Source organism: Collinsella sp. AF19-1LB, assembly GCF_003459655.1.
Classification (GTDB): Bacteria; Actinomycetota; Coriobacteriia; order Coriobacteriales; family Coriobacteriaceae; genus Collinsella.
Genome location: NZ_QRWO01000012.1, coordinates 483 through 26,385 on the forward strand (window position 1 = coordinate 483; position 25,903 = coordinate 26,385).

21 protein-coding genes are annotated in these 25,903 nt (G+C 57.9%); 8 read left to right on the top strand and 13 right to left on the bottom strand.

Features of this window, described 5'->3' with window-relative positions; all coding sequences use genetic code 11:
- Nucleotides 1-196: 196 nt before the first annotated feature.
- On the bottom strand, nt 197-1,228 hold the full coding sequence (locus DWX39_RS04690; protein WP_117758667.1) for a 3-deoxy-7-phosphoheptulonate synthase: 1,032 nt from the start codon (nt 1,226-1,228) through the stop codon (nt 197-199).
- A gap of 344 nt (nt 1,229-1,572) precedes the next feature.
- On the opposite strand from DWX39_RS04690, the gene DWX39_RS04695 reads away from it, so the two are divergent.
- Nucleotides 1,573-2,223 (top strand): GNAT family N-acetyltransferase, encoded by a 651-nt coding sequence (locus DWX39_RS04695; protein ID WP_117736107.1) that lies wholly within the window; start codon nt 1,573-1,575, stop codon nt 2,221-2,223.
- A gap of 373 nt (nt 2,224-2,596) precedes the next feature.
- On the opposite strand, the gene DWX39_RS04700 is transcribed toward DWX39_RS04695, so the two are convergent.
- The 4 genes from DWX39_RS04700 to DWX39_RS04715 all read right to left on the bottom strand — a co-directional run bounded on the left by DWX39_RS04700 (nt 2,597) and on the right by DWX39_RS04715 (nt 8,427).
- Nucleotides 2,597-3,766 (bottom strand): ATP-binding protein, encoded by a 1,170-nt coding sequence (locus tag DWX39_RS04700; RefSeq protein WP_197032249.1) that lies wholly within the window; start codon nt 3,764-3,766, stop codon nt 2,597-2,599.
- Between the two features lie 251 nt (nt 3,767-4,017).
- Nucleotides 4,018-5,394: an MATE family efflux transporter gene (locus DWX39_RS04705; protein WP_089572364.1), complete on the bottom strand. Its 1,377-nt coding sequence runs from the start codon at nt 5,392-5,394 to the stop codon at nt 4,018-4,020.
- Between the two features lie 96 nt (nt 5,395-5,490).
- Nucleotides 5,491-7,119, bottom strand: coding sequence for an amidohydrolase (locus tag DWX39_RS04710; RefSeq protein ID WP_158561617.1), 1,629 nt, complete (start codon nt 7,117-7,119; stop codon nt 5,491-5,493).
- Between the two features lie 315 nt (nt 7,120-7,434).
- Nucleotides 7,435-8,427, bottom strand: a complete 993-nt coding sequence (locus DWX39_RS04715; protein ID WP_117758669.1) for a helix-turn-helix transcriptional regulator — start codon at nt 8,425-8,427, stop codon at nt 7,435-7,437.
- 128 nt (nt 8,428-8,555) lie between these two features.
- Between DWX39_RS04715 and DWX39_RS04720 the strand changes: the two genes are divergently transcribed.
- The gene (locus DWX39_RS04720) at nt 8,556-8,747 is read left to right on the top strand and encodes a hypothetical protein (RefSeq protein ID WP_117758670.1); all 192 of its coding nucleotides are present in this window, start codon (nt 8,556-8,558) and stop codon (nt 8,745-8,747) included.
- A 36-nt stretch (nt 8,748-8,783) separates the two neighbouring features.
- On the opposite strand, the gene DWX39_RS04725 is transcribed toward DWX39_RS04720, so the two are convergent.
- The 5 genes from DWX39_RS04725 to ptcA all read right to left on the bottom strand — a co-directional run bounded on the left by DWX39_RS04725 (nt 8,784) and on the right by ptcA (nt 15,051).
- Entirely contained in the window at nt 8,784-10,193 is a 1,410-nt protein-coding gene (locus DWX39_RS04725; RefSeq protein WP_117758671.1) for an APC family permease, read from the bottom strand.
- Nucleotides 10,183-10,365 carry a hypothetical protein gene (locus tag DWX39_RS10920; RefSeq protein ID WP_055252462.1) on the bottom strand — a complete coding sequence of 61 codons (183 nt, stop codon included), beginning with the start codon at nt 10,363-10,365 and terminating at the stop codon, nt 10,183-10,185. The genes DWX39_RS04725 and DWX39_RS10920 overlap by 11 nt, the downstream gene beginning before the upstream one ends.
- Nucleotides 10,366-10,832: 467 nt before the next feature.
- Nucleotides 10,833-12,038, bottom strand: a complete 1,206-nt coding sequence (locus DWX39_RS04730; protein WP_117583530.1) for an agmatine deiminase family protein — start codon at nt 12,036-12,038, stop codon at nt 10,833-10,835.
- Nucleotides 12,039-12,405: 367 nt separating this feature from the next.
- Nucleotides 12,406-13,845 carry an APC family permease gene (locus DWX39_RS04735; protein WP_117758672.1) on the bottom strand — a complete coding sequence of 480 codons (1,440 nt, stop codon included), beginning with the start codon at nt 13,843-13,845 and terminating at the stop codon, nt 12,406-12,408.
- Between the two features lie 132 nt (nt 13,846-13,977).
- Nucleotides 13,978-15,051 carry a putrescine carbamoyltransferase gene (gene ptcA / locus DWX39_RS04740; RefSeq protein WP_117758673.1) on the bottom strand — a complete coding sequence of 358 codons (1,074 nt, stop codon included), beginning with the start codon at nt 15,049-15,051 and terminating at the stop codon, nt 13,978-13,980.
- Between the two features lie 330 nt (nt 15,052-15,381).
- Between ptcA and DWX39_RS04745 the strand changes: the two genes are divergently transcribed.
- On the top strand, nt 15,382-16,347 hold the full coding sequence (locus DWX39_RS04745; protein WP_117758674.1) for a LuxR C-terminal-related transcriptional regulator: 966 nt from the start codon (nt 15,382-15,384) through the stop codon (nt 16,345-16,347).
- Nucleotides 16,348-16,675: 328 nt separating this feature from the next.
- Here DWX39_RS04745 and DWX39_RS04750 read toward each other — a convergent pair whose 3' ends face one another.
- Both DWX39_RS04750 and DWX39_RS04755 read right to left on the bottom strand, forming a co-directional pair.
- Nucleotides 16,676-18,877 (bottom strand): ABC transporter permease, encoded by a 2,202-nt coding sequence (locus tag DWX39_RS04750; protein ID WP_117758675.1) that lies wholly within the window; start codon nt 18,875-18,877, stop codon nt 16,676-16,678.
- A complete protein-coding gene (locus DWX39_RS04755) occupies nt 18,867-19,652 on the bottom strand; it encodes an ABC transporter ATP-binding protein (protein WP_099432192.1) in 786 nt (261 codons plus the stop codon). The genes DWX39_RS04750 and DWX39_RS04755 overlap by 11 nt, the downstream gene beginning before the upstream one ends.
- A 148-nt stretch (nt 19,653-19,800) precedes the next feature.
- Here DWX39_RS04755 and vsr point away from each other — a divergent pair, with 148 nt between their 5' ends.
- From vsr to DWX39_RS04775, 3 genes are all read left to right on the top strand, one after another.
- On the top strand, nt 19,801-20,787 hold the full coding sequence (gene vsr / locus DWX39_RS11225) for a DNA mismatch endonuclease Vsr (RefSeq protein ID WP_233508880.1): 987 nt from the start codon (nt 19,801-19,803) through the stop codon (nt 20,785-20,787).
- 497 nt (nt 20,788-21,284) lie between these two features.
- The gene (locus DWX39_RS04770) at nt 21,285-22,214 is read left to right on the top strand and encodes an AraC family transcriptional regulator (RefSeq protein WP_158549316.1); all 930 of its coding nucleotides are present in this window, start codon (nt 21,285-21,287) and stop codon (nt 22,212-22,214) included.
- Between the two features lie 56 nt (nt 22,215-22,270).
- The gene (locus DWX39_RS04775) at nt 22,271-22,894 is read left to right on the top strand and encodes an HAD family hydrolase (RefSeq protein WP_117758676.1); all 624 of its coding nucleotides are present in this window, start codon (nt 22,271-22,273) and stop codon (nt 22,892-22,894) included.
- Between the two features lie 434 nt (nt 22,895-23,328).
- Here DWX39_RS04775 and DWX39_RS04780 read toward each other — a convergent pair whose 3' ends face one another.
- Nucleotides 23,329-24,186 carry a class II fructose-bisphosphate aldolase gene (locus DWX39_RS04780; RefSeq protein WP_022095149.1) on the bottom strand — a complete coding sequence of 286 codons (858 nt, stop codon included), beginning with the start codon at nt 24,184-24,186 and terminating at the stop codon, nt 23,329-23,331.
- Between the two features lie 335 nt (nt 24,187-24,521).
- On the opposite strand from DWX39_RS04780, the gene DWX39_RS04785 reads away from it, so the two are divergent.
- Nucleotides 24,522-25,325, top strand: coding sequence for a DeoR/GlpR family DNA-binding transcription regulator (locus DWX39_RS04785; protein ID WP_117758677.1), 804 nt, complete (start codon nt 24,522-24,524; stop codon nt 25,323-25,325).
- 72 nt (nt 25,326-25,397) lie between these two features.
- Nucleotides 25,398-25,895 (top strand): helix-turn-helix domain-containing protein, encoded by a 498-nt coding sequence (locus tag DWX39_RS04790; protein ID WP_117758678.1) that lies wholly within the window; start codon nt 25,398-25,400, stop codon nt 25,893-25,895.
- Nucleotides 25,896-25,903: the final 8 nt, after the last annotated feature.

Genomic DNA, 25,903 nt, shown 5'->3' on the forward strand with positions numbered 1-25,903 from the left:
CTGGAAAAGGCCAACAGGGTAGTCATTGGGGACGTTCTTAAACGACCAGTCAAACAAGAACGTCCCCAACGACTACTTAAAAACGGGAGATTATCCACTCTCATTCTGCGAGCACTCATTTAAGTCTGTCCCCAATGAGTGCCCGGCAGCAACGGGACCGCCGATGTCTTGGCAGAGTCAGCGAAAACCCGCGTAACTAAACCCGCTCCGCGATCTCGTGAATGAGGTAGTCGGTCTTTTCCCAGCCCAGGCACGGATCGGTGATCGACTTGCCAAAGACACCGCCGTCGACCGGCTGGTTGCCGTCCTCAAGGTAGGACTCGATCATAAAGCCCTTGACCAGCCTTGAAATGGCTTCGTTGCGGCGGCAGCTGTCGAGCACCTCCTTGCAAATGCGATACTGCTCCAGTGGACGCTTGCCCGAGTTGTCGTGGTTGCAGTCGATGACCGCTGCCGGATTGGCATAGCCGGCGTGCTCGGTATAGCGCTCGGCCAGGCGCTCGAGGTGCTCGTAGTGGTAGTTGGGGTAGGTGCGCCCATCGAGACCGATGTAGCCACGCATAACGGCGTGCGCGAGCGGATTGCCGTCGCACTCGACCTCCCAGTTGCGGAAGATGAAACTCTGATGCGCCTGAGCGGCGTAGATGGAGTTGAGCATGACGGTGGTGGAGCCGGCAGTGGGGTTCTTCATGCCCACCGGCACCGAAATGCCGCTCGACACCAGACGGTGCTCCTGGTTCTCGACCGAGCGCGCGCCCACAGCGACGTAGCTCAGCAGATCGACAAGGTACTGATAGTTAGAGGGGTAGAGCATCTCGTCGGCGGTAAAGAAGCCGGTCTCCTCGATGACGCGCAGGTGCATGTGGCGAATGGCCTTGACGCCCTCGAGCAGGTCATCGGGCGCCTCGGGGTCGGGATTGTGCAGTAGACCCTTGTAGCCGGTACCCTTGGTGCGCGGCTTGTTGGTGTAGACACGCGGGATGAGGATGAGCTTGTCCTTGACCTCCTCGGCGGTTTTGGCCAGGCGGTTCATGTACTCGAGGACCGAATCCTCGCGATCGGCAGAGCACGGGCCGATGATGAGCACCTTGCGCGCGTCCTCGCCGGTAAAGACCTTGGCGACCTCGGCGTCGAATGCCTGCTTCTTAGCGGTAAGCTCGGCGGAAAGCGGCATTTCCTCGCGGATCTCCATGGGGATCGGCAGCCTGCGTTTGAAATCCATGGCCATAGGGGCCTCCTCAATCTATAGAGAGAGCAAAAAGCGTATTGTCGAGTGCTCGGCATTATCCGCTGTCGCACGCTAAAGTGCAAGCACAGCCTACTAAAAAGGGAATGAATCGACACAAGGGCCCGCTCACCACGAGAGTGGATAATCTCCCGTTTTTGGCCCATGTTCGCGCTCAAAGTGGGAGATTATCCACTCTCGTCGGGCAAGCGTCCGAAAATCCTCACTCGTGACCCCTTTTCCTCCGTCCCCGAGGGATCGGGGCTCGCCTGCCGAATGATTGATGCGGCCGCCCTGCGTCCATGTCACACTCAGAGGTGGCCTGACCCAACTTGGAAGGAGCCTTCATGAGCCTTGACAACGTAACCCTGCGCGCCGCCACGCTCGACGACCTGACCGGCATCGCTGCCATCTACAACCAGCTGTGGTGCAACACGCTGCGCAACCGCGGCGACGTCGAAGCTGCCGATTTCTGCGCGCGCTTTAACATCGCTATGCAGCTGCAACGCTCACCTATCGCGCTTGTCGCCGAGGCCGAGGGCCGCATTATCGCCGCCTGCTGCATCGGCATCTTCGAGGACGGCAAGCCGCGCACCAACCCCACGTGGGAGTCCTGCTACAACGAGATGCTCGCCCAGGCAACCGAAATGGCAAAGGCTGCCGACGCCAAGCTCGAGGGCTCGCTCTTCGGCGACAGTCGCGAAAAGGCCACGGCGGATCGCTTTGCCGCCACAGGCAACGAGTATGCCCAGGGCCAGCTCAACCTGATCATCATCGTGCCCGAGTGGCAGGGCAAGGGGCTCGGCCGCGCGCTTATCGACCTTGCGCGCGCCGAGCTCGCCAAGGCAGGCTGCACCAAGTTCTTCCTGATGAGCGACTGCAACTCCGACTGGCAGTTCTACGAGCACCTCAACATGAAACGCATCCTGGAGGATCACAGCCAAGACACCGGCGACGGCTTTATCGTCTACATGTACGGAGGCGACACGCAGGATTAGCCTGAGTGCCACCTCATGGGCTTTCTCCAAAACAGCCCAAACCAATCAGCCACGCCAAAAGGGACATGCCAAAAAGGGACAGGTTTATTTTGGCAGGTTTTATCTGGGAAAACGCCAACCGCCGCGAGGGGAGCTACTTGCCCTTGCGGCGGCCTTCTCGCCGAAAAACCAAGTGAGTAGACCTTTTGCAGGAGGCCGAGCACACTCCAAAACGCCACAGCTCTGACCTGCGGTTTTATTTAGCGTTTGTCGCGGTGTGCTCGACAGATCCAAAAAAGCCTACTCACTTGCATCTGAGGCGCACCGGATCGGCAAAAAACCGCCGCGAAAGGGATCCGGACCCTTCGCGGCAGTTGTTAATACGCCGAACTTGTTATCGCAAAAGCCAATCACGCGCCGAGACCACGCTACAGTCTTTCGACTCATACGTTGAATCCACGCGGGCCACAACATAGCGCGCATCTTTTGCAATGTCGATCTCATCGCATACAGCCTGTAAATGGCGGGCGTACTTATCGTGATACGTTCTGGATGATTTTATTTCGATAGCCTTGGGACTCCCTGAGTTTGTGCAGTCGAGCAAATCGATTTCTCGCTTGCCGTCGTCCCTATAGAAATACAACTCGGGATTCTCGCCCACGTTGAGATGGCTCTTCGCCGTTTCGGAAACGATGAGGTTTTCGAAAACTGCCCCCAGATAAGGGCTCTCCAAAAGTTGCTCCAGTGATCCAATTTTGAGCAAGTAGCAGAGCAGCCCCGTGTCGTAAAAATAAAGCTTGGGCGTTTTAGTCAAACGTTTCCTGGCATTTGCATAATAAGGCTGCAGTGAAAACGTCAGGTAGCTCTGCTCCAGGATAGACAACCAGCTTTTAATGGTCGATACGTTCACACCCGTATCTCGAGAAAGCGAAGATATATTAATGAGAGCACCGGCGCTCTGGGCAATTATGGACAGTAACTTATGAAACTCCGCTTTATTGCGCACGTCAAGCAAGCCCACAACATCGCGCTCAACATAGGTATCAATATAGCTGGGGAAATAAACCGAGGACGGCATTCCGGCGGAACGCAGGCGAGGGTATCCCCCTTCGAGCGCAAACAAATCCACTTCCAACTGCCCCTGCTGGCCCCTCTCCGCTTCTCGAAACGAAAATGGCAGCAATTTTAAGATCCCGACTCGCCCGGCAAGAGACTGGCCGATGCTTTTCATCATCAAAAAGTTTTGCGATCCCGTAAGGATGTATTGACCGGCATCTCCCCGCTCATCCGAAACAACCTGGATCATCGAGAACAAATCCGGGGCGTATTGCGCCTCATCGATGATGAGTCCGCCCTTTCGGTTGCGGATAAAACTCACCGGATCCTCCAAGGCCGCGCGCCTCGTTTGGGGGTCCTCAAGCGTGACATAGGAATAGTCGGGAAAGGCATGCCTAACCAGCGTAGACTTTCCGCTCTGCCTAGGCCCCGTCAACGACACAACAGGAAACCAACCCGCCATGCGAATGAGCAACTCATGCAAATCCCTGTTAATGTACTCGGCCATATCAACGCCCCTTATAACGCTGTTACCATAATCGTATAGTATCATTTGCCATAATCTCGCAGTAGCGTTTTCCATAATCTTGTAGTAGTGTTTTCCACAATCTTATAGTAGCCCAGTTCAAAAACGTTATTTATAGAGCCGAAATCTCAGACCCTAAATAACAATAGCCACCACAATGGGAACTGTCCCCATTGTGGTGGCTTGCAGGCGAGTTGACTTATTCGACTATCGCGGGCCGGCCGTGTCCGAGTCTAGAGCGTGGCAAGTCGCTTGGATTCGCGGACGGCGAGGGCGATGGAGATAAGACCAGTGATGGCGTCAGCCGCCACCAAGGCAAACCAGACACCCTGAACGCCCATCATGTTGCCAAGCAGGTACATAAGCGGCACGGAGCAGATCACGTAGCGGAGCAGACCGGTGAACGTGGCGATACCCACCTTCTCAACCGCCTGGAAGTACATCGACATGGTCATGGCAAGATAGCCCAGGGCCACGGCCAGGATAACGATGCGCGTGGCGTTGGCGGCAACCTCGACGAGCGCCGGGTCGCTACCAGCAAAAAAGGCGCAGACCGGCGTTGCGGCCACCCATAGCACAGCAGACACCGCAGCAAGCGTCACGACCTGGTACTTAAGCGTGCAGGAGAGCGTTTCCTTGAGGCGCGCCCACGCCTTGGCGCCGGCGTTGAAGGCGGCAATGGGCTGCAGGCCGTACGAGAAGCACTGGGCGACCATCATGGTAATGTAGAGGATGTAGCCGTTGATCACACCAAAGGCCGCGATGTAGAGCGAACCCATGTCGCCGCCGAGCTGGCCAAGCAACGAGTTGGCAACGGTGTTGAAGATGAACGTGGCAGCTTGCACCAAAAAGAACGGGAAACCAATCTTAATGATCTGGCCGCAGATGGCCATGTCGAGTTTGAGGTCGGCGGCGCTGATCTGGAGCTGCGACTTCTTACCGCCGATGAACCAGAAGATACCGATGGCCCAGATACCGATGGAAAGACCGTAGTACACGCCAGCTCCCATAACGCCAAGCTTGAGCACAAACGTGGAAAGCGCAAGCCAGCAGATAGCGACGATGGCAGACACGGTCATGAGGTTGGCCTGGATCTGAACCTTCTCGTCCACACGCATGACGGCGGTGACCATCTGACCAATGACCGTGAGCGGCAGCAGCACGGAGAAGGTGCGCACGCCGGCAACGGTATCGGCCATGATGTCGGGCGTGGCGCCGAAGAATGCGCAGATGGGCTCGGTAAACACAGCCATCACCACAGCAAGCAGCACACTCACAATCGTGGTAAGCCAAAAACCCTGGCTAAACGCCTTGCTGGCGCCCTTAATGTCGCCGGCACCCAAAAGGTTGCCCACCACGGCGGGCACGCCGGTGCCAAACAGGTTGCCAAAGGCCAGGTTAATGTACTCGACCGACATGATGATCGAAACACAGGCCAGGCCGTGTGCACCCAGGCCCCAACCCATCACGAGGCCCTCAAGGACCACCATGATAATCTGGGCGAGCATACCCTGGCCGGTGATGATGGTGTACTTGCGCACCAGGCCGGGAATCGGCTGCGAGGCAAGCTCACGCTCCTCCTCAACAGCGGCGGTTGTCTCTTCTGCCATTGTTCTCCCCTTTCCATGAGAGATTGATGAATGGATGGATGAATGGATGGGCGGCACGCACAGGCTGTGGCACCGCCCAGCGATGCAGCAGCCCCGCTAGGCCTCGTAGACCACCTTGCCGGCAATCATCGTGAGAGACGCCGTGGCCTCGAGGACCTCAGCCGGTTCGCAGTCAAAGAGGTTGCGGTCGAGCACACAGATATCAGCCTGTTTGCCGCATGCGAGCGTACCGATGCGATCCTCGGCATGCATGGCGTAGGCGCTGCCGTAGGTGTAGGCGCGCAGGGCCTCGGCCATGGTGATGCGCTCCTGCGGGAACCACCCTTCTGGGTTGGAGCCGTCCTCGAGCATGCGGAAGACCGCGCCGTACACCTCCTCCATGGGCTCCAAGCCCACAACGGGGAAGTCGCTGCCCAAGTGCACCACGGCACCGCTGGCAAGCAGGCTGTGCAGGGGCCACGAAAGCGCTGCACGCTCGGGGCCCACGGCATCGTCCTTGGCAAGGTCAGCCATATCGAGCAGCATGTGCCACGGTTGCATGCCGGGGCATATACCAAGCTCCGCGTAGCGCGGCAGATCCTCGGGCTGAACCGTCTCGTTGTGCTCCATGGAGTGGCGGCAACCCCGCTTACCATGCAAGCGCTCGCCCTCCTCAAAGCAATCAAGCACAAAACGCACCGAGCGATCGCCGATCGTATGGACGCGCGTGTCAACGCCCCATTCCTGCGCCCTGACAATGGCGGCACGGATGCGCTCTGGATCCTCCGCGGGCTCACCGCAGGTATCGGGCGCGTTGGAATAGGGTTCAAGCATCCAAGCGGTGTGGTCGGAGCACACGCCATCAAGAAACTGCTTAAAGCCGTGCCACTCGACCTGCGTACCCGAGAAGGCGTATTTCTCCTTGATCTGCTCGAGCGTTAAGGACTCGTTTTCGAACAGATCGGTGTACAGGAACACGCGCAGTGGCAAGTCGCCCTTGGCATTAAGACCTGCCAACACCGCATACGGGTTTTCCATGCTCACAAACGTAGGATTGACCATGCCGACCGTAGTGATTCCCAGGGCATTGGCGCGCCGGGCGGTTTTTGCAAACGACGCGTCAACAACCTCGGGCGCTGGGTCGTAGACCTCGTCCATAAAGAAGACGCCGGCGTTGTTGGAAAACACGCCCGTCAGATTGCCCTCGGCATCCTTAAGGATCTTGCCGCCTGCGGGATCGGGCGTCTGCGAAGTTACTCCCACCTTGTTGATGGCGCAGGTATTGGCACTAAAGGTATGCAGGTCAACCTGCTGCAGAAAGACCGGGCGGTCCGAGATGTACTCATCGATCATCGCGGCTGTGGGCATCTCGGGGACATCCCACTGGAACTGGATAATCTGGCAGCCCAGAATCCACTCGTTATCGGGATGGTCGGCCGCAAACGCCACGACACGTTCCATCGCCATCTCAAAACTGGTGCAGTCGATGAGGTTGACGGAAAAATCGGGGTCGGTCATAAGCGCGCCCTGGGCAAAATGCGTGTGTGAGTCGATCAGGCCGGGCATGACGAGCTGGTCGCCAAAGTCGCGCACCTCGGTATCGGGACCGATAAACGGTGCCAGGTGAGCATCGTCACCGCAGGCAACAATCTTATCACCGCGCACGGCAACGCCGCCCTTAAACGGCTCGAGCCCATCGCCGGTAAAGACGGCGTTGCTCTTGATAACTACATCAGCCTTGTCCATGTGAGCCTCCTCAGGCATCTTTGGTTGCAACGCGGACGCACCGCCCGCGTGGGCACTCGGTTGGGAGCGTAGCGCTCCCGCATCGGCGCGTGCCTACAAGCCGTGCTCGGACGTCTGTCCCACGTCCGCGGCTTCGCGCTACACCCATTGATACACAGGGGCAAATCCGTGCCAAGGCCAGGGATCGCAAACGGTCAGTTTAAGCAGGTTTACACGCTTTACCTGCAGGTTTATTGTCTGAGATTATTACCGCGTCATTACGCCCAACGGCGTGCCCGCCCACACGGCAAGACCCGCATGCAAGGAAGAATAGGACTAGGAACGCCAAAAGGCATCTATGAGGTCATCTCGGTTGGAGACACCGCTTTTAACGTAGATGCGATGCAAGTGCGCCTTGACAGTGCCAGGGCTGATGACCAACTCGCTGGCGATGTTTTGGGCGTCGTTGCCCTTCAGCACCAGCGTGAGCACCTCCTGCTCGCGCCGCGACAGCTTATGGGCATCGGCATAGATCACAACGCGTGATGCTAGATCGTCCCCAGAGCGTGCGCTCTCGGCCGCCACGTCCTCATCGGCACGCGGATGACGGGCATACACGCGCAGGATATGGCTAAACTGGCAAAAGAGTTGGACCGCGCATGCCACGAGCAGCACGTTTTCGGAGATATTGCGCTCGGACAGATACCACAAAAAGAGGCTGATGACGGGGTTTTGAGAGTCGGGGCGGCAGAGCAAAATCATGTAGGTGTCCTCGGCGATTACGCAAAACGCAAGAACGAGTGCCACCTTCCAAAAGAGCTTTGAGCGGTCGAGGTCGAGTTTCTCAACACGCGTGGCCCTGTGCCGGTAATGCCAGGCGGCATAGGCAAGACATCCTACATTTCCCAGGTCACGCGTGAGCCAAAAGAGATACTGCTGCATCTCTCCGGCAGCACCGCTGCGAGGCACCAGCACCAATTGCAAGATTGAAAACGGCACGATAACAAGTCCGAGCATGCGCGACGTCGGCCTTTTGCGCAAGCGCGCAAACATCCACAGTACCACGCAGGCATAGATGGCAATACCGAGCACGCAGCGCAGCAAGGGGTGCTGCAACGGCTCGCTAAAGGTAACAGCGTAGTCGTATTTGAGCCGATTGTACTCGTCAAAAAAAATGACCGACATATCGAGCATGTAGAGCAAAAAGCCCGCCGCGGCCACCAGGCTGTCGCGACGGCGCGTCATGAGCCAAACCACCAATGCCACGGCACTGGTCACCAGAGCCACACCCATGATAATCGTGGTGTAGATATAGAACGCGAAACTCATGCCCGCCTCCCCTGTCTAGATGCCGTGAGGATGTTGACAGATTCTTTGCCGCAAGATTAGACTCACCGATTAAACGTACTGTATCGTTTAGATAAACAAGCTGTGTCTCACCGATGAAAGGAGATGCCATGGCGCCTATCGCACCGCTCAAAATACTCGTTGCCCCTGCCGCCAAGGCCATCGTCCACCTGAGCGACTCACTTACCTACAATGACGTCCCCTGTGTCGTCGAGGCGCGTTCGGACAGCTGCCCCTACCTGGGCCACGTCCCCTACTTTGCGCCTAAGCTCGTTTCCGATCCCGAGCACCGCGAACAGTAATCCAAGATGCACCAAGCGCTGCGTAACTCGCGGCGCTTACTGTTTTGGTGCAAAGTAACCTGACCCCCGTGCACCAACGCCGGGATTGTCGACGCTTCGGCCGCGGCGAGATATGAGGCGCGAAACCTCGCCCAATAACACGCCAATCACTACGCCCGCGAGAATCGGCAACTTTGCCATCTCGGCAGGTGAGCTGTTGAGCGGCACAATCGTAGCAACAATCGAAAGCACGAGCTCCACCACGGGAATCGCAAGCGCCACCGCGAGCACCTTGCCCTCGAAAGGCGCACGGAACACACGCGAGCGATTATCGTGCTTGCGCAGACGCCAAAACGCTGGGAACATGGGGATATAGCTCATGAGCAGAAAGACGACGTTCATCGAGAAGAAGACCCAAAAGACGTCGGAACCCTCACCCAGCGGAATCTGGAGCAGCAGCACCAGGCTGGCAAAACAGCCGTTAATGAGCGCCGAGCCGTTGGGCATGCCGGTCTTTTTGGACACCAACGCAAAGGGACGCGGCATGTTGCCATGGCGCGCGGCATAGCTCGCTACGTTGTTGACGCCAAAGCTCCAGCAGATCATATTGGCGAACAGCGTCACCAAAAAGGCCACGCCCACGACCATCGTCAGCGGGTGGGTGCGCCCCACCATAGCGGCGACTGCGTCCACAATGCCCGAATCGAGTGAAAGCTGCTCGGTGGGAACCGCAGCTCCAATGCCAATGCCACAGATGATGTAGATCGCCGCAATGGCCACGCCACCGGCAATAACCGCCTTGGGGATATCACGCGACGGGTTCTTCATCGTGCTGGCAAAGGTCGCGACCACTTCGAAGCCCATAAAGTTGAACAGGATAATCGATAGGTACGTCAACGAATTGGTGTCGCCCAGATCTGGAATGAAGGTCTTAAACGACATGTCGTTGGCAAAGCCGTTATTGCAGGCAAACCAAATGCCGACGATTCCCACCACAGCGGTAATGAGCACCTTGATGACGGCGCCGCCGTCCATGACCCAATCTGCCTCGGCCACCGGCTGCATTGCCATGACCGTGACGCCCCACACAAAGGCAATCTCGATGGCGATTCGGATCCCGAGTGAAAACTCGATACCCCACACCGCATTAATGACACTGGGGAACATGCAGGCGATACTTGCCACCCACAGCGGAAAGTTAACCCAGTAGCACCAAGAGCAACGGGCGCCCCAACGGTCGCCCAGGCCCAAGCGAACCCAATCGTACAGGCCGCCCTCGGAATCAAACGCCGTACCCAGCTCGGCCACCACCAGACCATAGGGAAGCAAAAACGTAATGATAAGGAAGATCCACCAGAAGAACTGCACGTTGCCCATGGCAGATGCCGGAGCCGCCGCCTCGATGGTAAACACGACGCAGATAACCGAAAGGATGACCTCGATCAGGGAGAACTTTTTACCTGCCATGGCGCGCTCCCCCTACAGCAAAAAGGATGGCATCTGTACCGAAGGCGCAGCCCAAGGTAGGGTTGCAGGCCGCGTCACCGGTGCAGGTGCCATCCCAAAGAGAAGAGAGGATGCAATTATTGGACCAACGCTCGCGGAACAGGCGCGTGTAGATAACGATACGCTGGTACATAGATACTCCGATCAAAACGGCCGCGTTCACGACCGATAACTTTCGGCAATTGAAAACGCGTCTGACCTGGGAAATTCAAGCGAACAATTGGCCTAACCCGCAAAAAATCCCAGGCCAGACGCGTACTCAATCAAAGAAAAGGGCACTCCGAAGTGGAGGCAACGGAGTGCCCAAAGAAAACCCAACCGACCAAGACATCGGGCAAGCCGACCATCAATGCCCCAAGATGGTTCGATTCGCCGATTGTCCGATTGATCGGCTGGGTTTTCGAGGTGCCCCAGGTCGCCGCGAAAGAGGAGCGAAGCGTACTTTGGTACGCGAGCGACGGTTTGAGCGGCGAGATGGGGTGCCTCGGAAAGCCAGACGTTTACTCGGCGTGCTCAGGTGCGCCAGATTGGCGCGAACGAGGAGCGTAGCGTACTGACGCTACGTAAGCGACGAGTGAACGCCAAGGTGGCGTGCCTGAGTTACGCCGAGGGCTCCTGCTGCGTAATGCAGTGGATATTGCCGCCGCCGAAGACGACCTGCTCGGACTGAACGCCGACGCACTTGTAGACGCCCTCGCCCCAGACCTCGTCATAGATCTTCTGGAGCGTGTCAACGGCCAGCTGGTCGTTCTCGTCGCCGTACTGCGGGACGATAACGCCGTGGTTGGTGACAAGGTAGTTCATGTAGGAGGCGATCAGCGGCTCGTCGGGGACGCGCGGCTCGGCGTTCTCGTCGGCGTCGATGGTGTCGCAGGAAGCCTGGTCCATGAACAGCGGGTTCACGGGCATGCAGAGCTTGTAGACCTTCAGCTTGCGGCCCTTGGCGTCAACGGCGTTGGAGAGGGTCTCGTAGGCAGCGTGGCACTGCTCGTAGAACGGGTACTCGGGGTCGTCGGTCCAGATGCAGGCCATGACGCCCGGGGCAATGAACGTGGCGACGTCGTCGATGTGGCCGTTGGTCTCCTCGGGGTCGATGCCCTCCTTGACCCAGATGACCTTCTCGACACCCAGGTAATCCTTGAGGTGCTCGTTCATGTACTCGCGAAGCTCCTCGCTCCAGGGCTCGAACTTCTTGTGGTACTTAGGCCAGATGGACTCGGGATCCTCTTCCTCCTCGAGCACCGCAGAGCAGGTGCGGCCGGGGGACAGGAGGCACTGGTCGGTAACGACAAGGGTGCCCTCGCCGTCGACGGTGATGGAGCCGCCCTCGAGGATCATGTCGTCGGGACGATAGCGACGGCAGCCGGAGAGCTCAGCCATCTTAAGGGCGATCTGCTCGTCCTTGTCCCACGGGAAATAGAGGCCGTCGACGAGGCCGCCGTAGGCGTTGAAGTGCCAGTGGTTGGCGCGCTTCTCGCCCTTGCCGTTGATGACGTAGGTGGCGGCGGTGTCGCGGAACCAGGCGTCGTCGGTGGTCATCTCGATGACGGTGACGTTCTCGTCGTTCTCGAAGACGGCCTTGCAGTTGGCATAGTCGACCTGGTTGGCGCACATATAGACCGGGGTGAACTCGGAGATGGCGCGGGCGATGGCAGCATACTGCTTCTGAGCAGGCTTGGCGCCGTGGGCCCAGGTGTCGGTGCGGTGGGGCCAGCCCATCCACACGCGATCCTGCGGGGCGAACTCGGCGGGCATGAAGAAGCCGTCGGCCTTGGGGGTGGACTCGGACTCGGTGATCGTACGCATAAGATTTCCTCCAAATCGAACGATCGTTTGCCGCGGGCGGGTTACCCGCAGCCTAAAACCAAGAGATGGTAGGCGCCCGTTCCCCGGCAAAGGTCGGGGCGCCCGGCGCCGGTTTTCACGGAGTCGCACCGGCAAGCGACGACGTAACCCGGTGCGCGGAGACAGAACGCACGAAGGATACGGAAGAGAGATTGGGGTGGGCGGTGGTTACCGGAGCAATAGCTCACACCCACCCCAGGGAATGGTTAGCAAACCTGTCGCTTGGGCACGCCTCCAAAGAGGCCGGAGTGCCCAGAGTCGGGAGCGACAAGCCCGACGAAGCGCACGTTGGTACGCGAGGAGGGTCGGAGTCCCGAATCCGGGTGCTCTAGTCCTCTTCGGCCTCGGCGGCCTCCTCAGCGAGACGCTGAGCAGCCAGCTCAGGGGTGAGACCCTTGTACTCGGTCTCGCGACCCTTGGCGCTGACGACGCGGACGACCTCGCCGATGAGCACAAGCACGATGAAGATAACGATCATCGGGACCTTGTCGCCAATTTCATCGACGGAGAACGGAACCAGCGTTGCAACGATGGCCAGGATCAGCTCGATGCAGGGGATGGCCAGCATAACCTTCATCACGGCGCCCTTAAACGGGAACGTGAAGATGCGCTCGCGGTTCGGGTCGTTCTTACGAAGGTTGAGGAATGCCGGGAACATCGGGATGTAGGTGAGCAGCAGGAAGACGACGGAGGTGCCGAAGAGCATCCAGAAAACACCGTTGGAGATGGCGTCGATGGGAACCAGCTGCAGGCACAGCACCAGGGAGGCAACGACGGCGTTGACCAGGTTGGCGCCGTTGGGCATATCGTCGTCAGAGATCATCGAGGCGAAGACCTTGGGCATGTTGCCGTGCTCGGCAGCGTAGCGGGCGACGGAGTTAACGCCGAAGGACCAAGCGGCCATGTTTGCGAACAGGGTGATCAGGAAGGCGATGCAGATGACCTTAAAGATCATGGAGTCGCCCACCATGGTCTGGACTGCGACAATCATGCCAAAGTCGGGGTCGATGGAATCGGCCGGCACAGCAGCGCCGATGCCAAAGCCAGCGAACAGGTAGATCACGGCGATGGACAGGCCACCGACGATGATAGCCTTGGGGATATCGCGAGCGGGATCGGCCATGTCGTCGGTCATGGTGCAGATGACCTCGAAGCCCATGAAGTTAAAGATGATGATCGACAGGTAACCGAGAGCGTTGGTGTTGGTGAGCTCGGGCAGGAAGGTGGCGGCGGACATGTCGTTCGCAAAACCGTTCTCCATGGCATACCAAATGCCCAGGGCGCCGACGATAACGGCGACGGCGACCTTGATGATGGCGCCACCGTTAAGGACCCACTCGGAGTCGGCCGCCTTTGAGCGGCCCATAAGGTAGACGATCCACACAAAGGCAAGTTCGATACCCATCTTGGCGACCAAGTTGAACTCGACGCTAAAGGCCATGCCCAGGATGTCGGGGAACATCGTAGCCAGCGAGGCGATCCACAGCGGGTAGTTGACCCAGTAGTAGTACGAGATGCGGGCGCCCCATTTGTCGCCCAGGCCATCGCGTACCCAGTCGTAAATGCCGCCCTCGCCGTCATAGGTAGTACCGAGCTCGGCGACAACCATGCCGTAGGGAAGCAGGAAGGTCAGGATCAGGAAGATCCACCAGAAGAACTGCTGGTTGCCAATGGCAGCAGCAGGAGCGGCGGCCTCGCAAACGAAGACGACGCAGATGATGGTCGAAATGACCGTCAAGAAGGAAAGCTTTTTCTTTCCGTCGCTCATGATGAGCTCCTTCGCTCAGTCTTGGACAGATCCGAGGCCCAAGGTACTAAGGCAATTGCTTGAGCCTCGGTGAGCGGGCGACAGGAGACGAGCATCCGCCGCCCGCAAACGTGCTTTTAGAAGCTTTGAGGCTTAGAGCTGCTCGAGAGCCTCGAGAGCGGCGTGGAGCTCAGCCTTGGCGGAGTACTCGACACCCTCGTCGTTGAGCGGAGTGCGCTTGCCCAGGGCGGCAAGGAGAGCACGGATGGAGTGCTTGCGGTTCTCGGCCTCGACCCAGCACAGGGAGCGCTCGGGATCGTCCATGACCTCGTCGACGACTTCCTCATTGCGGGTGGCCGGCAGGCAGTGCATGAACTTGGAGTTGGGGCCGGCGAAGTTCATCATGTCCATGGTGACCTGATACTTGGGATAGAACACGTCCATGTAGTTCTCGCCCGAGACCTCCTCGTCGTACAGGCCATACCACACGTCGGTGTAGATGAAGTCGGCGCCCTTGATGCACTCGATGTCGTCGGAGATGACGACCGAGCCGCCGGAGACCTTGCAGTTCTCCTCGGCGATAGCCATCATCTGCTTGCCGAACTCGGTGCGCTCCTCAACGGTGCCAACATGCAGGCCGCCGTCGGGGATCTGGTGGCCCTTAGGTCCAAACTGGACAAACTTCATGCCGACCTTGGAGGCGATGAACATGAGGGAGACGCAGACCTGGGTGGCGTCGCCGATGAAGGCTAGGGTGCAGTCCTCGATCTTCTTGCCCTCGGGGAGGTTCTCGAGCATGGTCATGAGGTCGCCCATCTCCTGCGTGGGATGGTTGAACTCGGACATGCCATTGATGACGGGAACAGCGGAGCCCTCGGCGAGACCGACGACGTCCTTGTGACGGTCAACGCGAGCCATCATGATGTCGAGCAACGAGCCCATAACGCGAGCGGTGTCGCCCAGGGACTCGTGACCGCCGAGCTGGATGGTGCCAGGGCCATAGAACTGAGCATGGCCGCCGAGGTCGGTCATAGCGGTCTCGAAGGAAAGACGGGTGCGGGTGGAGACCTGCTGGAAGATCATGCCAAGGCTCTTGTTGCGGAGCAGGTGCGGATAATAACCGTCAACCTTGATGGCCTTCTTCATTGCCAGGCCAAGATCCTCGATAGCCAGAATCTGCTCTTTGGTGAAGTCGTTGGTGTCGATGAAATCCTTAGGCAGTGCCATGTCGATTTCCTTTCCGCCGGTCTTGCCGACTATTACTATGAGGCGCTCGTACATCACGCCTCGTGTTGACAAGACCATCATTCACCCGTATGCAATTTTTACCTAGTTTATTCGGGATTAAAGACCGTTCACGGAGTTACACCCCCTCTAAACCAATATAAACCCGCAGGTAGCGGGCTTGCAGGGGGTTTACTATCTAGAACCGCGAACGGTATACGGCTATGCTGTATCTCGGTGCCTAATCCGCAATGAAACGAAGGGTTGAGACGTCTATACCCCACAAGGCATACAGGGCTTTGCCATAGATTAAATGAGATGGGACGGTGACAGATGAACACTCTGATGTTCTTCTATACCCTAGCGATACTCGTGATCTGTATTGTGACGGCAGTGCTTTCGCTTGCCGCCTATGCCTCGTCCCGTCGCCGATTCTTTATCTATGGCAGCGGCGTTTTTATTTGCTATGCCATCGAGATGACCGAGATCTTCTTTTTTGAATACACGTTGCAAAACCAGAGTTTTCCGGCCAGTGACTATTACTCAATTACCATGCCTGTAATGCGGACCCTTGTGGCGACCGCTTCACAAGCTTTTATCTGGCTCATTGCCATGGACTTGCTCGACAAACATTCAAAAAAGCAGTTTGTTATTCCCGTCGCAACGTTCTTCCTGAGCGAGCTGCTGATCATTGTCGCTGTCCCCTACGGCCCCATGCATCAATGGCTCTACTACACGATGCGTCAGGCATTCCTTGTATTTGTGGGGCTCTATATCTTTTGGACGGCGCATAAAAGCACGCAGGTCGAGCTTAAGGCGCGCGTCAACAATCAAAGAAAGCACCTCATTATCGGCGCCATTCTGGTCGGGTGCATCGTTGCCGAGGATTTCTACAACATCCTTGTTGTTCCCATGAGCCTGGCACCCTCCTGGCTGCAACTGTACCTATCCGAGCGCAACTTTAGCGAGAACATCTTTGCATGCTACTTTGCGATTCTGCTGATCATCTACGCCTATCACGTGCTTTCGATTCGCATGCAGGAGGCACCCGAGGAAAAGAACGTCAGCGATCTTGATCGACACATCGAAGAGCAGATGCCCTTCTACCGCAACGCCTACAAGCTCTCCAACCGCGAGACCGAAGTCATGCACCTGGTTGTGCTGGGCAAATCGAACCAAGAGATCGCCGACGAGCTATTCCTTGCCGTGGGCACCGTCAAGACCCACATCCACAACATCCTGGTCAAAACCGAGCAGCAAAACCGCACGACGCTGATCCTCCACTTCTGGAAGCGATAACCTACCAAAAAGGGACAGGTTTATTTTGGCAGGTTTTATCTGGGCAAACGTGAAGGCCGTCGCGAGGGAACTGCTTTCCCTCGCGACGGCCTTCTAACAGCGAAAACCAAGTGAGTAGGCTTTTTGCAGAAGGCCGAGCACGCCCCAAATCGACACAGCTCTGACCTGCGGTTTTATTGGGCACTTGTCGCGGTGTGCTCGGTATATCCAAATAAGTCTACTCACTTGTATCTGAGACGCACCAGGTTGGCAAAAACCGCCGCGAAAGGGCCCCTGGTCCCTTCGCGGCGGTTATTCGCTCTGATTTTGCGACGGTTTTGCCCGCTTGCTACTCGCTGTAGCGGGTGGCTATGGCAGCTCGCACCATGCCGGTGCTCATGAGGTAGGTCACCAGGAAGTAGCCACCATAGGCTGCCAGGAAAATCGCACAGGTAAGACCCACGGTGCCGGCGATGCTCATATCGCCGAATACGCTCACCAGCTCGATGATCACCTTGAGCGCCACAAAGGAGTGCGCCAAGCCCACTGCCAGCGGGAACAGGAAGAACACCGCTTGCTGCGCCATCACCGAATGCCGGATCTGGCGGTCGTCACAGCCGATCTGTGCCAGCACACGATAGCTGCGGTTGCCGTCGGCCACATTGGAGAGCTGCTGGATCGATAGGATTGCCGCGCACGCAACGACCAGCACAAAGCCAATGTAGATGGCCAGATAGCTAATCATGCCGTTCATCTGCGCTGCTTGCGTGTACATCTCGGAACGCGTGATGAAGACTCCCCACGACCCCGGCTCCTTGCCGTCAACGAGCAGATTGTCGAGCAAGGTGTATTTAATGCTCTCGTCTGCCTCGGTCGTATCCATACCCTGTTTGTAATTAACGAGCAGATTACTGGAATACGGTTGCAGATTAAGCTGGGACAGCAGCTCATCGGCTACGACCACGGTACCGGGATTGCTGCCCATCGCCGAGTTGGCGATGGCCGCCGTGTCCTCGTCCGACTTATCGGTTGCGGGCTTGAGCGTATGCCCGCCCAAGGTTAGGGCATGGCCGCCAGCCATATACTTGGTGTACAGGTCGCCCAGCTCACCGCCCATATCACACGTGAGCAGATACTGGTCGCGGCCAATGCTCACCGGCTCCTCGCCCATCATCTGGCGCAGTTTGTTGTACTGGCTCGCCGGCGTCACATACAGACCCATCGCATCGGCGTTGCTTCCCTCGAGCGCCTTGGGAAGCTTTTCGCCCATGGCCTTGCACATCTCACCCGCCACCACCGAGGGGCCCGAGCCGCCAAGCGGATAACTCAGATACGAATCGATCTGCACATGCTCACCGGCAACATCGGCGATATTGACCTTCTTGCCGGTCTCATCGTTGTTGTCCGCCGACTTGCGCTCGCCATGCCATGCAGCGTACAAATCGACCGTTGCATCGGCCAGCACCATGCGATCGGCCTCAGACGGATTGACATACTCCTTGTAGTAGTCGAGCGTTTCGGGCGTGTAATAGACATACGTCTGAGACACGTCAACAGGGTTATAGCGCTCCAGGTTTTCGTTCATCACATTGGCAATAGACATACCGCACGTCACCGAGGTGATGGCCAAAAACAGGATCATCGCGATGACGCCCATCGAAAAGCACACCGTATTGACCTTGGCCGAAAGCTGACGCACGGTAAACATATTGAGGCCGCGCCAATACACGCTGCGCAAGCTCTGCAGCAGCTTGATAAGCATGCCCGAGAGTCCCCAGAACAGCGCAAAGGTGCCCACTGTAACCATAGCGGTCGTAATGCCAAACTGGCTCATGGCCTCTTGCAGCTTGCTGTCCGTCGCGGTTAGCGGGAACCCATCACGTAGCAGACGGTAATAGGCCACGCCCACAAGCACTACGCCCGCGGCAAAGATGGCAATCGCGATCCAGGGGTTGCGCGTCTTGATGCTCTCGTTGCGACGCTCGGCACCCATAAGCTCGATGAGTTTGGTACGGCGCACGGCGCGAAGGTTCAGCAGCAGCGTGAGCACAAACATTACGAGCATGCAGACAAGGGTCAGGTTGAACGCATGCACCGAGAAAAAGAAGTGGAAATTGGCGATCTGTGTCTTAAAGAGCGAGGCCGTAAAGAACGTCATGAGCTGGGAGAGTCCCACGCCCAGCACAATACCGGCGACAAAGGCCACGACCGATACTATCACGGTCTCGAGCACCATGATCGTGGCGACGCGCCCGCGCCCCATGCCGAGCACCTGGTACAGGCCAAACTCCTTCTTACGGCGTTTCATGATGAAGTTATTGGCATACACCATCAAAAAGGCCATGACACCGGCCAAAAAGTACGTCAGGTAACCGAGCATGCTGCCCATAACCTGCGCCAAGCCCTCTTCATCGATTCCGGCGATGTCGACCTGCATCGAAATGGTGTTAAAGGCATAGAAGACCGTGACGCCCAGGGTGAGCGTCAAAAGGTAGACGAGGTAGTCGCGGCCGGCGCGGCGGACGTTGCCCCAAGCGAGTTTACAGAGCATCGGAGCCCTCACCGCCCATCATGGCAACGACCTCCATAATGCGGTCGAAGAACTCTCGGCGGTCGGTGTCGCCACGGCGCAGCTCGGTGAAGATCTTGCCGTCGCGGATAAACAGCACACGGCTCGTGTAGCTGGCGGCAAAGCTGTCGTGCGTGACCATGAGCACCGTGGCGCGCAGGCGGCGGTTAAGGGCCTCCAGGCTCTCGAGCAGCAGACGAGCGCTCTTGGAATCGAGGGCACCGGTGGGCTCGTCGGCCATAATCATAGTGGGGTCGGTGACGAGCGCGCGAGCCGCGGCAACGCGCTGCTGCTGACCGCCGGACATCTGGTAGGGATACTTGTCGAGCACCTGACTGATGGACAGGCGCGCTGCCACATCCTGCACGCGGGTCGAGATCTCTGCCGAGTTTGTGCGGGCGATGGTGAGCGGCAGGGCGATGTTCTCGCGTGCCGTGAGTGTATCGAGCAGGTTGGAGTCCTGGAAGATAAAGCCCAGCTCCTCGCGGCGGAACTGCGAAAGCTTAGCCTGCTTCATGCGTGTTACGTCCTGTCCGTTGATGCGGATGGTGCCGCTCGTGGCGCTATCGATGGTCGAGACACAGTTGAGCAACGTCGACTTGCCCGAGCCCGAGGCACCCATGATGCCCACGAATTCGCCGCGGTTGACGGTAAAGTTGACGTCGTTGAGCGCGCGGGTCACGTTGCCCAGCGCTCCATATACCTTTTCGAGATGCGCGACCTCCAGTACCGGGGTCGCCATGTGCGTGGTTTGCATACCGAGTCCTTTCTTGCGATTAGTCTACGGCATCTATAGTCGCAAGAAGCCGAGTCGGCTACCATCGATATGGCTTACGCTTGCCTTACCGTTGTGTAAGGTACGGGTAGCTACCCTGTCACGTGTTGATGTTGAGAGAGGACTCCTGTTGAAGACTGTTCATGTTGCCGCTGGGATCATTCGCAAGGAAGGATCTGACGAGCTGCTTGCCGTGCAGCGCGGCTACGGCGACATGCAGGGACTTTGGGAGTTCCCCGGTGGCAAGCTCATGCGCGGCGAGACGCCCGAGGACGCCGTACGCCGCGAGCTTATGGAGGAGCTGCAGGTAAAAGTCACCAACCTGCGCGATTTCTACACCGTTGAGTATGACTACCCCGATTTTCATCTCTCCATGGAGTGTTACTACTGCTCGCTCGCCGATGAATCCGATGAGCCCCAGAAACACGACCGCCAGCTTGATATCCGCTGGATTCCGCGCACCTCGCTTGCCACGGTGGAATGGATGCCCGCCGACAAGGGGCTCATTGATGCTCTGATTGAGTTAAAGGAAGATCGGCTTGAGGCAAGCTCCGCCGATGACGCCGCGCCCAACACAACCGACAAACCCGCCACCAAACCCAAGCGCGCACCTAAACGCCGCAGCAAAAAGCGTCCCAAGCCCGGTCTGCTCGACGGCATCGATACCTCGGACCTCTCCGCTGACGAGCGCGAACTGGTCCGCCGTCGCGCCGCCATCAAAAAGTCCATGAAGGGCAACAAGCGCGCCAACACCAAGCCCGAGCTGCTCGTACGTCAGCGCCTACGGGCCGCGGGCCTTACGGGCTATCGTTTGGAATGGAAGGTACCCGGCAAGCCCGACATCGCCTTCCCCGGCCGCAAGATCGCCATCTTCGTCAACGGTTGCTTTTGGCACCGCTGCCCCAAGTGCAACCCAAGCCAGCCCAAGCGCAACGTTGAGTTTTGGGATGCAAAGTTCCGTCGCAACGTCGAGCGCGACCGTGCTGCTGTGGCAGCGCTCACTCAAATGGGCTGGACGCCCATAACCATCTGGGAATGCGAACTCAAAAAAGACCGCATCGACGCCACGATGGAAAAGGTCATCGAGCAGGTGCGCGCCACAGAGCCGCAGCGCTAACAGCGAGCATTCACACGCTACGCACGTCCGCGCCACATCCACGTCACAAACCTTAGAAAGCCCTTAAGCTCAAAACCTTTCAAGAGTGTTACTCGATACCTCTGACCTGCAGTTTCATCGTAACACCAAACCAGGTTAAGCCTTTCTTTAGCGCTTCTTTGCGGCAGCCGCGGCATAATGTAGCCAGCGCACGGGACCTAGCAGCAAACCCCGAGCGCATCCTTTTGGTGGATATCGAGGAGGCCGCAAAAGCATGCATTCTTCCAATGACGCAGCACAGCAGCCATCCCTAAAACATGCAAACCTTTTCTCCTTCCCCCCGACACAGAGAAACGGCCTCCTCGACTCCCCCACCACAAAAACCAAGCGCTCAGCCGATCAGAGCCTCAACTTACGAGCATCCTTCGAAAAGCTCCAAGCATCCCTAGACAAGGCGTTCCCCGAACAGGCAAGAGCAATCTAAGCCCATTGCGCTTTATACTGATGCCATGCGAAACATGGATCACATAGAATTGCACCGCGGAGGACGCGAGGAAGCGTTTCCCGAGACCGCCGAAGACTGGCCCTATATTGCCGAACGCGCAGAATTCGCTCGCTATCCGGGCAATTCCGTCCCCTGGCACTGGCATTCCGAAGTTGAGCTTTTCTACATGGAGCAGGGAGCGATTGACTATCGAACGCACGCGGCTCATGAGCACGTACGCTTTGAGGAAGGGTCCGCCGGCTTTATCAACGGCGGCGTTTTGCACAGCACGCTGCAATCACCCAATTCGGCGCCAGCCATTCAAATGCTGCATATCTTTCAGCCGTCGATGCTCGGCGATCCCGCGGGACGTCTCCAAAAGCGCTACATCAACCCATTGCTTCAATGTCGAGGCGTCGATGTGCTCAAATGGTCGCCCACCAATCCCGACGATATGCCCTTTATCGATTTGCTGAAGAGCTCCTTTAGCCACGACCTTCAACGGCCGCAGAACGAGATGGCGCTTCGAAATAGTTTGTCAGAGCTCTGGATTCAGATTAACGCCAAGGCCGAACCGCTCTTTTCTTCCGACGGCGCCTCTTGGATGACCAGCCGCGACGTACAGTTCAAGGCAATCCTGGACTTTATCCGCGCAAACTATGCAGCCGCTATAGATGTGCCCCAGATGGCATCTGCAGCCGGCGTAAGCGAAAGAGAGTGTTACCGCATTATCGAAACTTGTGCAGGAACGACCCCGGCGGCATATCTACGCGCATACCGCATAAACCGTGCTTGCGAACTTTTGGCACACACCACGCGAACCGTACAGACAGTCGCGCGCCAATGCGGATTTATAACAGCAAGCCATCTTGGCCAGGTATTTAAAGAACAAATGGGGTGCACTCCTTCGAGCTATCGAGCAGCGAGGCAGAATCTCGATAGCACCAGGCAGAAATCCCGCTAACCCTTCTTCTGTCACTGCATCAAACTTGCAGGCAAACAACAGAGAGGAGCAATCATATGAAGCACTTTGACCATATCGTATTTGACGTTGATGGGACATTGGCAGATACAGAAGAAAGCGTTCTGTCATCGCTTGTCCAGATTGTCCAAGAAGAGACCGGCAAAACGCTTCCCCGACACGAGCTTGACTTTGCCCTCGGCATACCCGGCAAGGATGCCCTTGAGAAACTTGGGATCTACTCGCAGGCAACGTTGGATCGCTGGTGCCAAGTTGCCGCCAGCTTTAAAAGCACCATCAGCGTGTTTCCAGGTTTGCTTGAAGTCATCGCAACACTCGCCGATAGCGGCTGCAAACTTGGCATCGTCTCCTCACGTGCGCGCGACGAATACACAAAAGAAATTGCACCCCTTGGTTTCGATAAGTATTTTGAGCACATCATCCTTGTCGAAGACACAACCGAACATAAACCCGCACCCGCACCCATGCTCGAATATCTCCGACGTGCGGGCGCGAATCCTGGCAACGTCGTCTACGTTGGCGACACCGTCTACGACGAACAATGCGCAACTTCAGCAGGGGTCAGTTTTGCCCGAGCAGCATGGGGATCACACCAAGATATCCCAAACGCCACCTACAACCTCAAAACCCCCAACGACCTACTAACCCTAACAACCAAATAACCCACGCGTCCCACCCTTTCAGTCCCAACACCACAAGGGCGATTGAGCAGAACGGCTTGGGCGGGTCCCCGTACTTAGTTTCCAAAATCATTCCGCAGCGCGAAGGCTTCTTATTATTTTCCGCCCTAACGCCACAAGGGCGACGACCTCGAGTAGGTCAACCTGGGAGGGACGAGGGCTTAGTTCCCCAATCTTTCCGCAGGAGGCAAAAAGCAACGTCTTATTTTTCCGACACTAACGCCACAAGGGCGATTGAGCAGGACGGTTTGGGCGGGTCCCGTACTTAGTTTCCAAAATCATTCCGCAGCGCGAAGGCCCCCGTTGTCAACGCTTCGAAGAAGCGAGACAACGGGGGCCTTCATGCGCGAGGACGTTTTGGAAACTAAGTACGGGACCCGCCCAAACCGTCCGGTGGGATCAGAGTACCCTTGCTGTTACTCTGCTTTGCCCACGGAGTTGAGGTTGGTCATGCGGATCTTAACCAGCTCAGTGATCTCACGCATGCCCTCCTTGGCCGGCTTCTTGGGGTCGAAGCAGGCGGGGTTCTCGGCCATGTAGGCCATGAAGCCCTTGGTGTAGGCCTGACGCAGCTCGGTGGCGTAGTTGACCTTGCAGATGCCGTTCTTCACAGCCTCGGCAACCTGCTCATCGGGCACACCGGAGGTGCCGTGCAGAACCAGCGGCACGTCGACGGCGTCGCGGATGGCCTTGACCACGGACTGCTCGATGTGCGGATCGCTCGTGTACACACCGTGGCTGGTGCCAACGCCAATAGCGAGAGAGGTGCAGCCGGTGCGCTCGACGAACTCCTTGGCCTCGGCCGGATCGGTGTAGGGGCTCTCGCCCTCAACCGCGGGACCGTCGTCCTCCTTGCCGCCAACCTTACCAAGCTCAGCCTCGACGGGCACGCCCATGGCGCGGCCAGCATCGGCGACGGACTTGGTCAGGGCGATGTTGTCCTCGAAGGACTCGTGCGAACCGTCGATCATGACAGAGGTGTAGCCAGTGCGGAAAGCCTGCATGCAGCGGTCATAGCCATCGCCGTGATCGAGGTGCAGAGCGACGGGCACGGAAGCGCGCTCGGCGGCAGCCTTGACCATGCCGTAGAAGTAGTCCAGACCAGCGGTCTTGATGGTGCCCGGGGTGGTCTGCATGATGACGGGGGACTTGGTCTCCTCGGCAGCGGCCAGAACGGCCATAACAAACTCGAGGTTCTCGACGTTGAACGCGCCGACGGCGTAGTGGCCGGCCTGAGCGTCCTTGAGCATCTTTTCGGTGGTAACAAGTGCCATGAGCGTTTGCTCCTCTCCCTCGCCCGCATCTGGACATCGGGCGTAGTTGTTCACAAGGCGTTTTACCTTGCGTTTTGCTGCCCCCATTGTATGAAAATCGTTCGTGTTACATGCATGAGATATCGCCGGCACGCAGGTCAAGACGCTCGTTTTTGAAAAGCAAACGGAAGGGATTCGGACCAAATTCCTCTATCCGACACTGAAGTTTTCACGCGAATTGTCTTTCTTTTATAGAAAAGATAAGTAATCGAAAGGCTTTTTCTTACTTAAAAAGAAAATGAACGAAAATAGACTCAACACAATTCCTGCAAATTTCAGACGATGATGGAGCGGATATGGCCCATGCAACAACCCGAGCTTTCGCCGATGAGCGTCGTGCCGCCATTATGGAAATGCTCGAACATAACGCCTCGGTGCAGGTAGCAGAAATCGCCCAGACCTTTGGCGTGTCCTCCGTTACCGCCCGCGCCGACCTAGACGCGCTCGCCGAGTCCGGCAAGCTGCGCCGCACGCATGGTGGCGCTGTATCGCTCCAGAAGCGACTGACCGTATCCACCCAGGATCGCCGCATCAACGTCAATGTCGCCGCCAAGCAGGCTATCGCGCAAAGCGCCATTGAACTCGTCGGCAATGGTGATACCCTGCTCGTCGACTCGGGCACCACGGCACTCGAGTTCGTTCGGCTCCTCGATCAACGCAACGGCATCACCGTTATCACGGCCGACATTACCATCGCCGATTACATCGACGAGAGCATGCCCTCGGTCGATGTCGTCATGCTGGGCGGGGCACTGCGCAAAGGCCATCGCTATCTGTACGGCCCACTTACCATGCAGGCGCTCCAAATGGTCCATGCCGATCTGGCCGTCATGTGCCCTGGCGCTTTCGTTCCCGGCTGCGGCTTTACGACCGACTTTCCGCAGATGGCCGAGACCAAAGCGGCTATGGTCGGTGCTGCTCGTCAAAGTGTCGACCTCATGGACGCCAGTAAGGTCAACGGACGTGGCATGTACCGCTTTGCCGAGCTGACCGACGTCAACGCCATCGTGATGGACCGTGACCCCGATCACGCCGTCGCCACCTCAATCGCCGAAATTGCCAGCGACGAGCGTCCAAACCTCATCATCGCCGGCGCGTAAACAAAAACCACCACAAAGGTTCACCGTGAACTGCCTCCCATTTCTTGGACATCGGGAAATGGGAGGTTTTCCATGAGTATAGACCTCAGGGTGAAGCACGACCTGGAGTCCAGGAGGCGGGCCGTCGAGCTCTTCGACGCCGGCGTCGGCTGCAAGCCGGCGGCCGAGGCCCTGTCCGTCCCCCGCGAGACCGTGAGAGAATGGCAGTGGGTATACCGGGCGTTCGAAAGCGAGGCGCTGCTGTCCATGGGCGGGAAACAATCCAGTTACACATTCGAGCAGAGGGTCGCCGCGGCGTCGGCCGTGGTCGACGACGGGATGGCGAAGGCCGACGCCATGGCCGAGTTCGGGATCAGGTCGAAGTCCCCGCTGGAGCGCTGGTGCAGGCTCTACCGCGAGGGCGGCGCCGAGGCGCTGCGGCCCGGCCCGAAGGGCAGGCCGAGGGGGTCGAGGTCGAAACCCCGGGCCCGCACCCGCGAGCAGGAGCTCGAGGAGCGCTGCCGCAGGCTCGAGGCCGAGGTCGCCTACCTAAAAAAATTGCGCGCCCTGGTCGAGCGGGACGGGTTCTGACCAGGGCG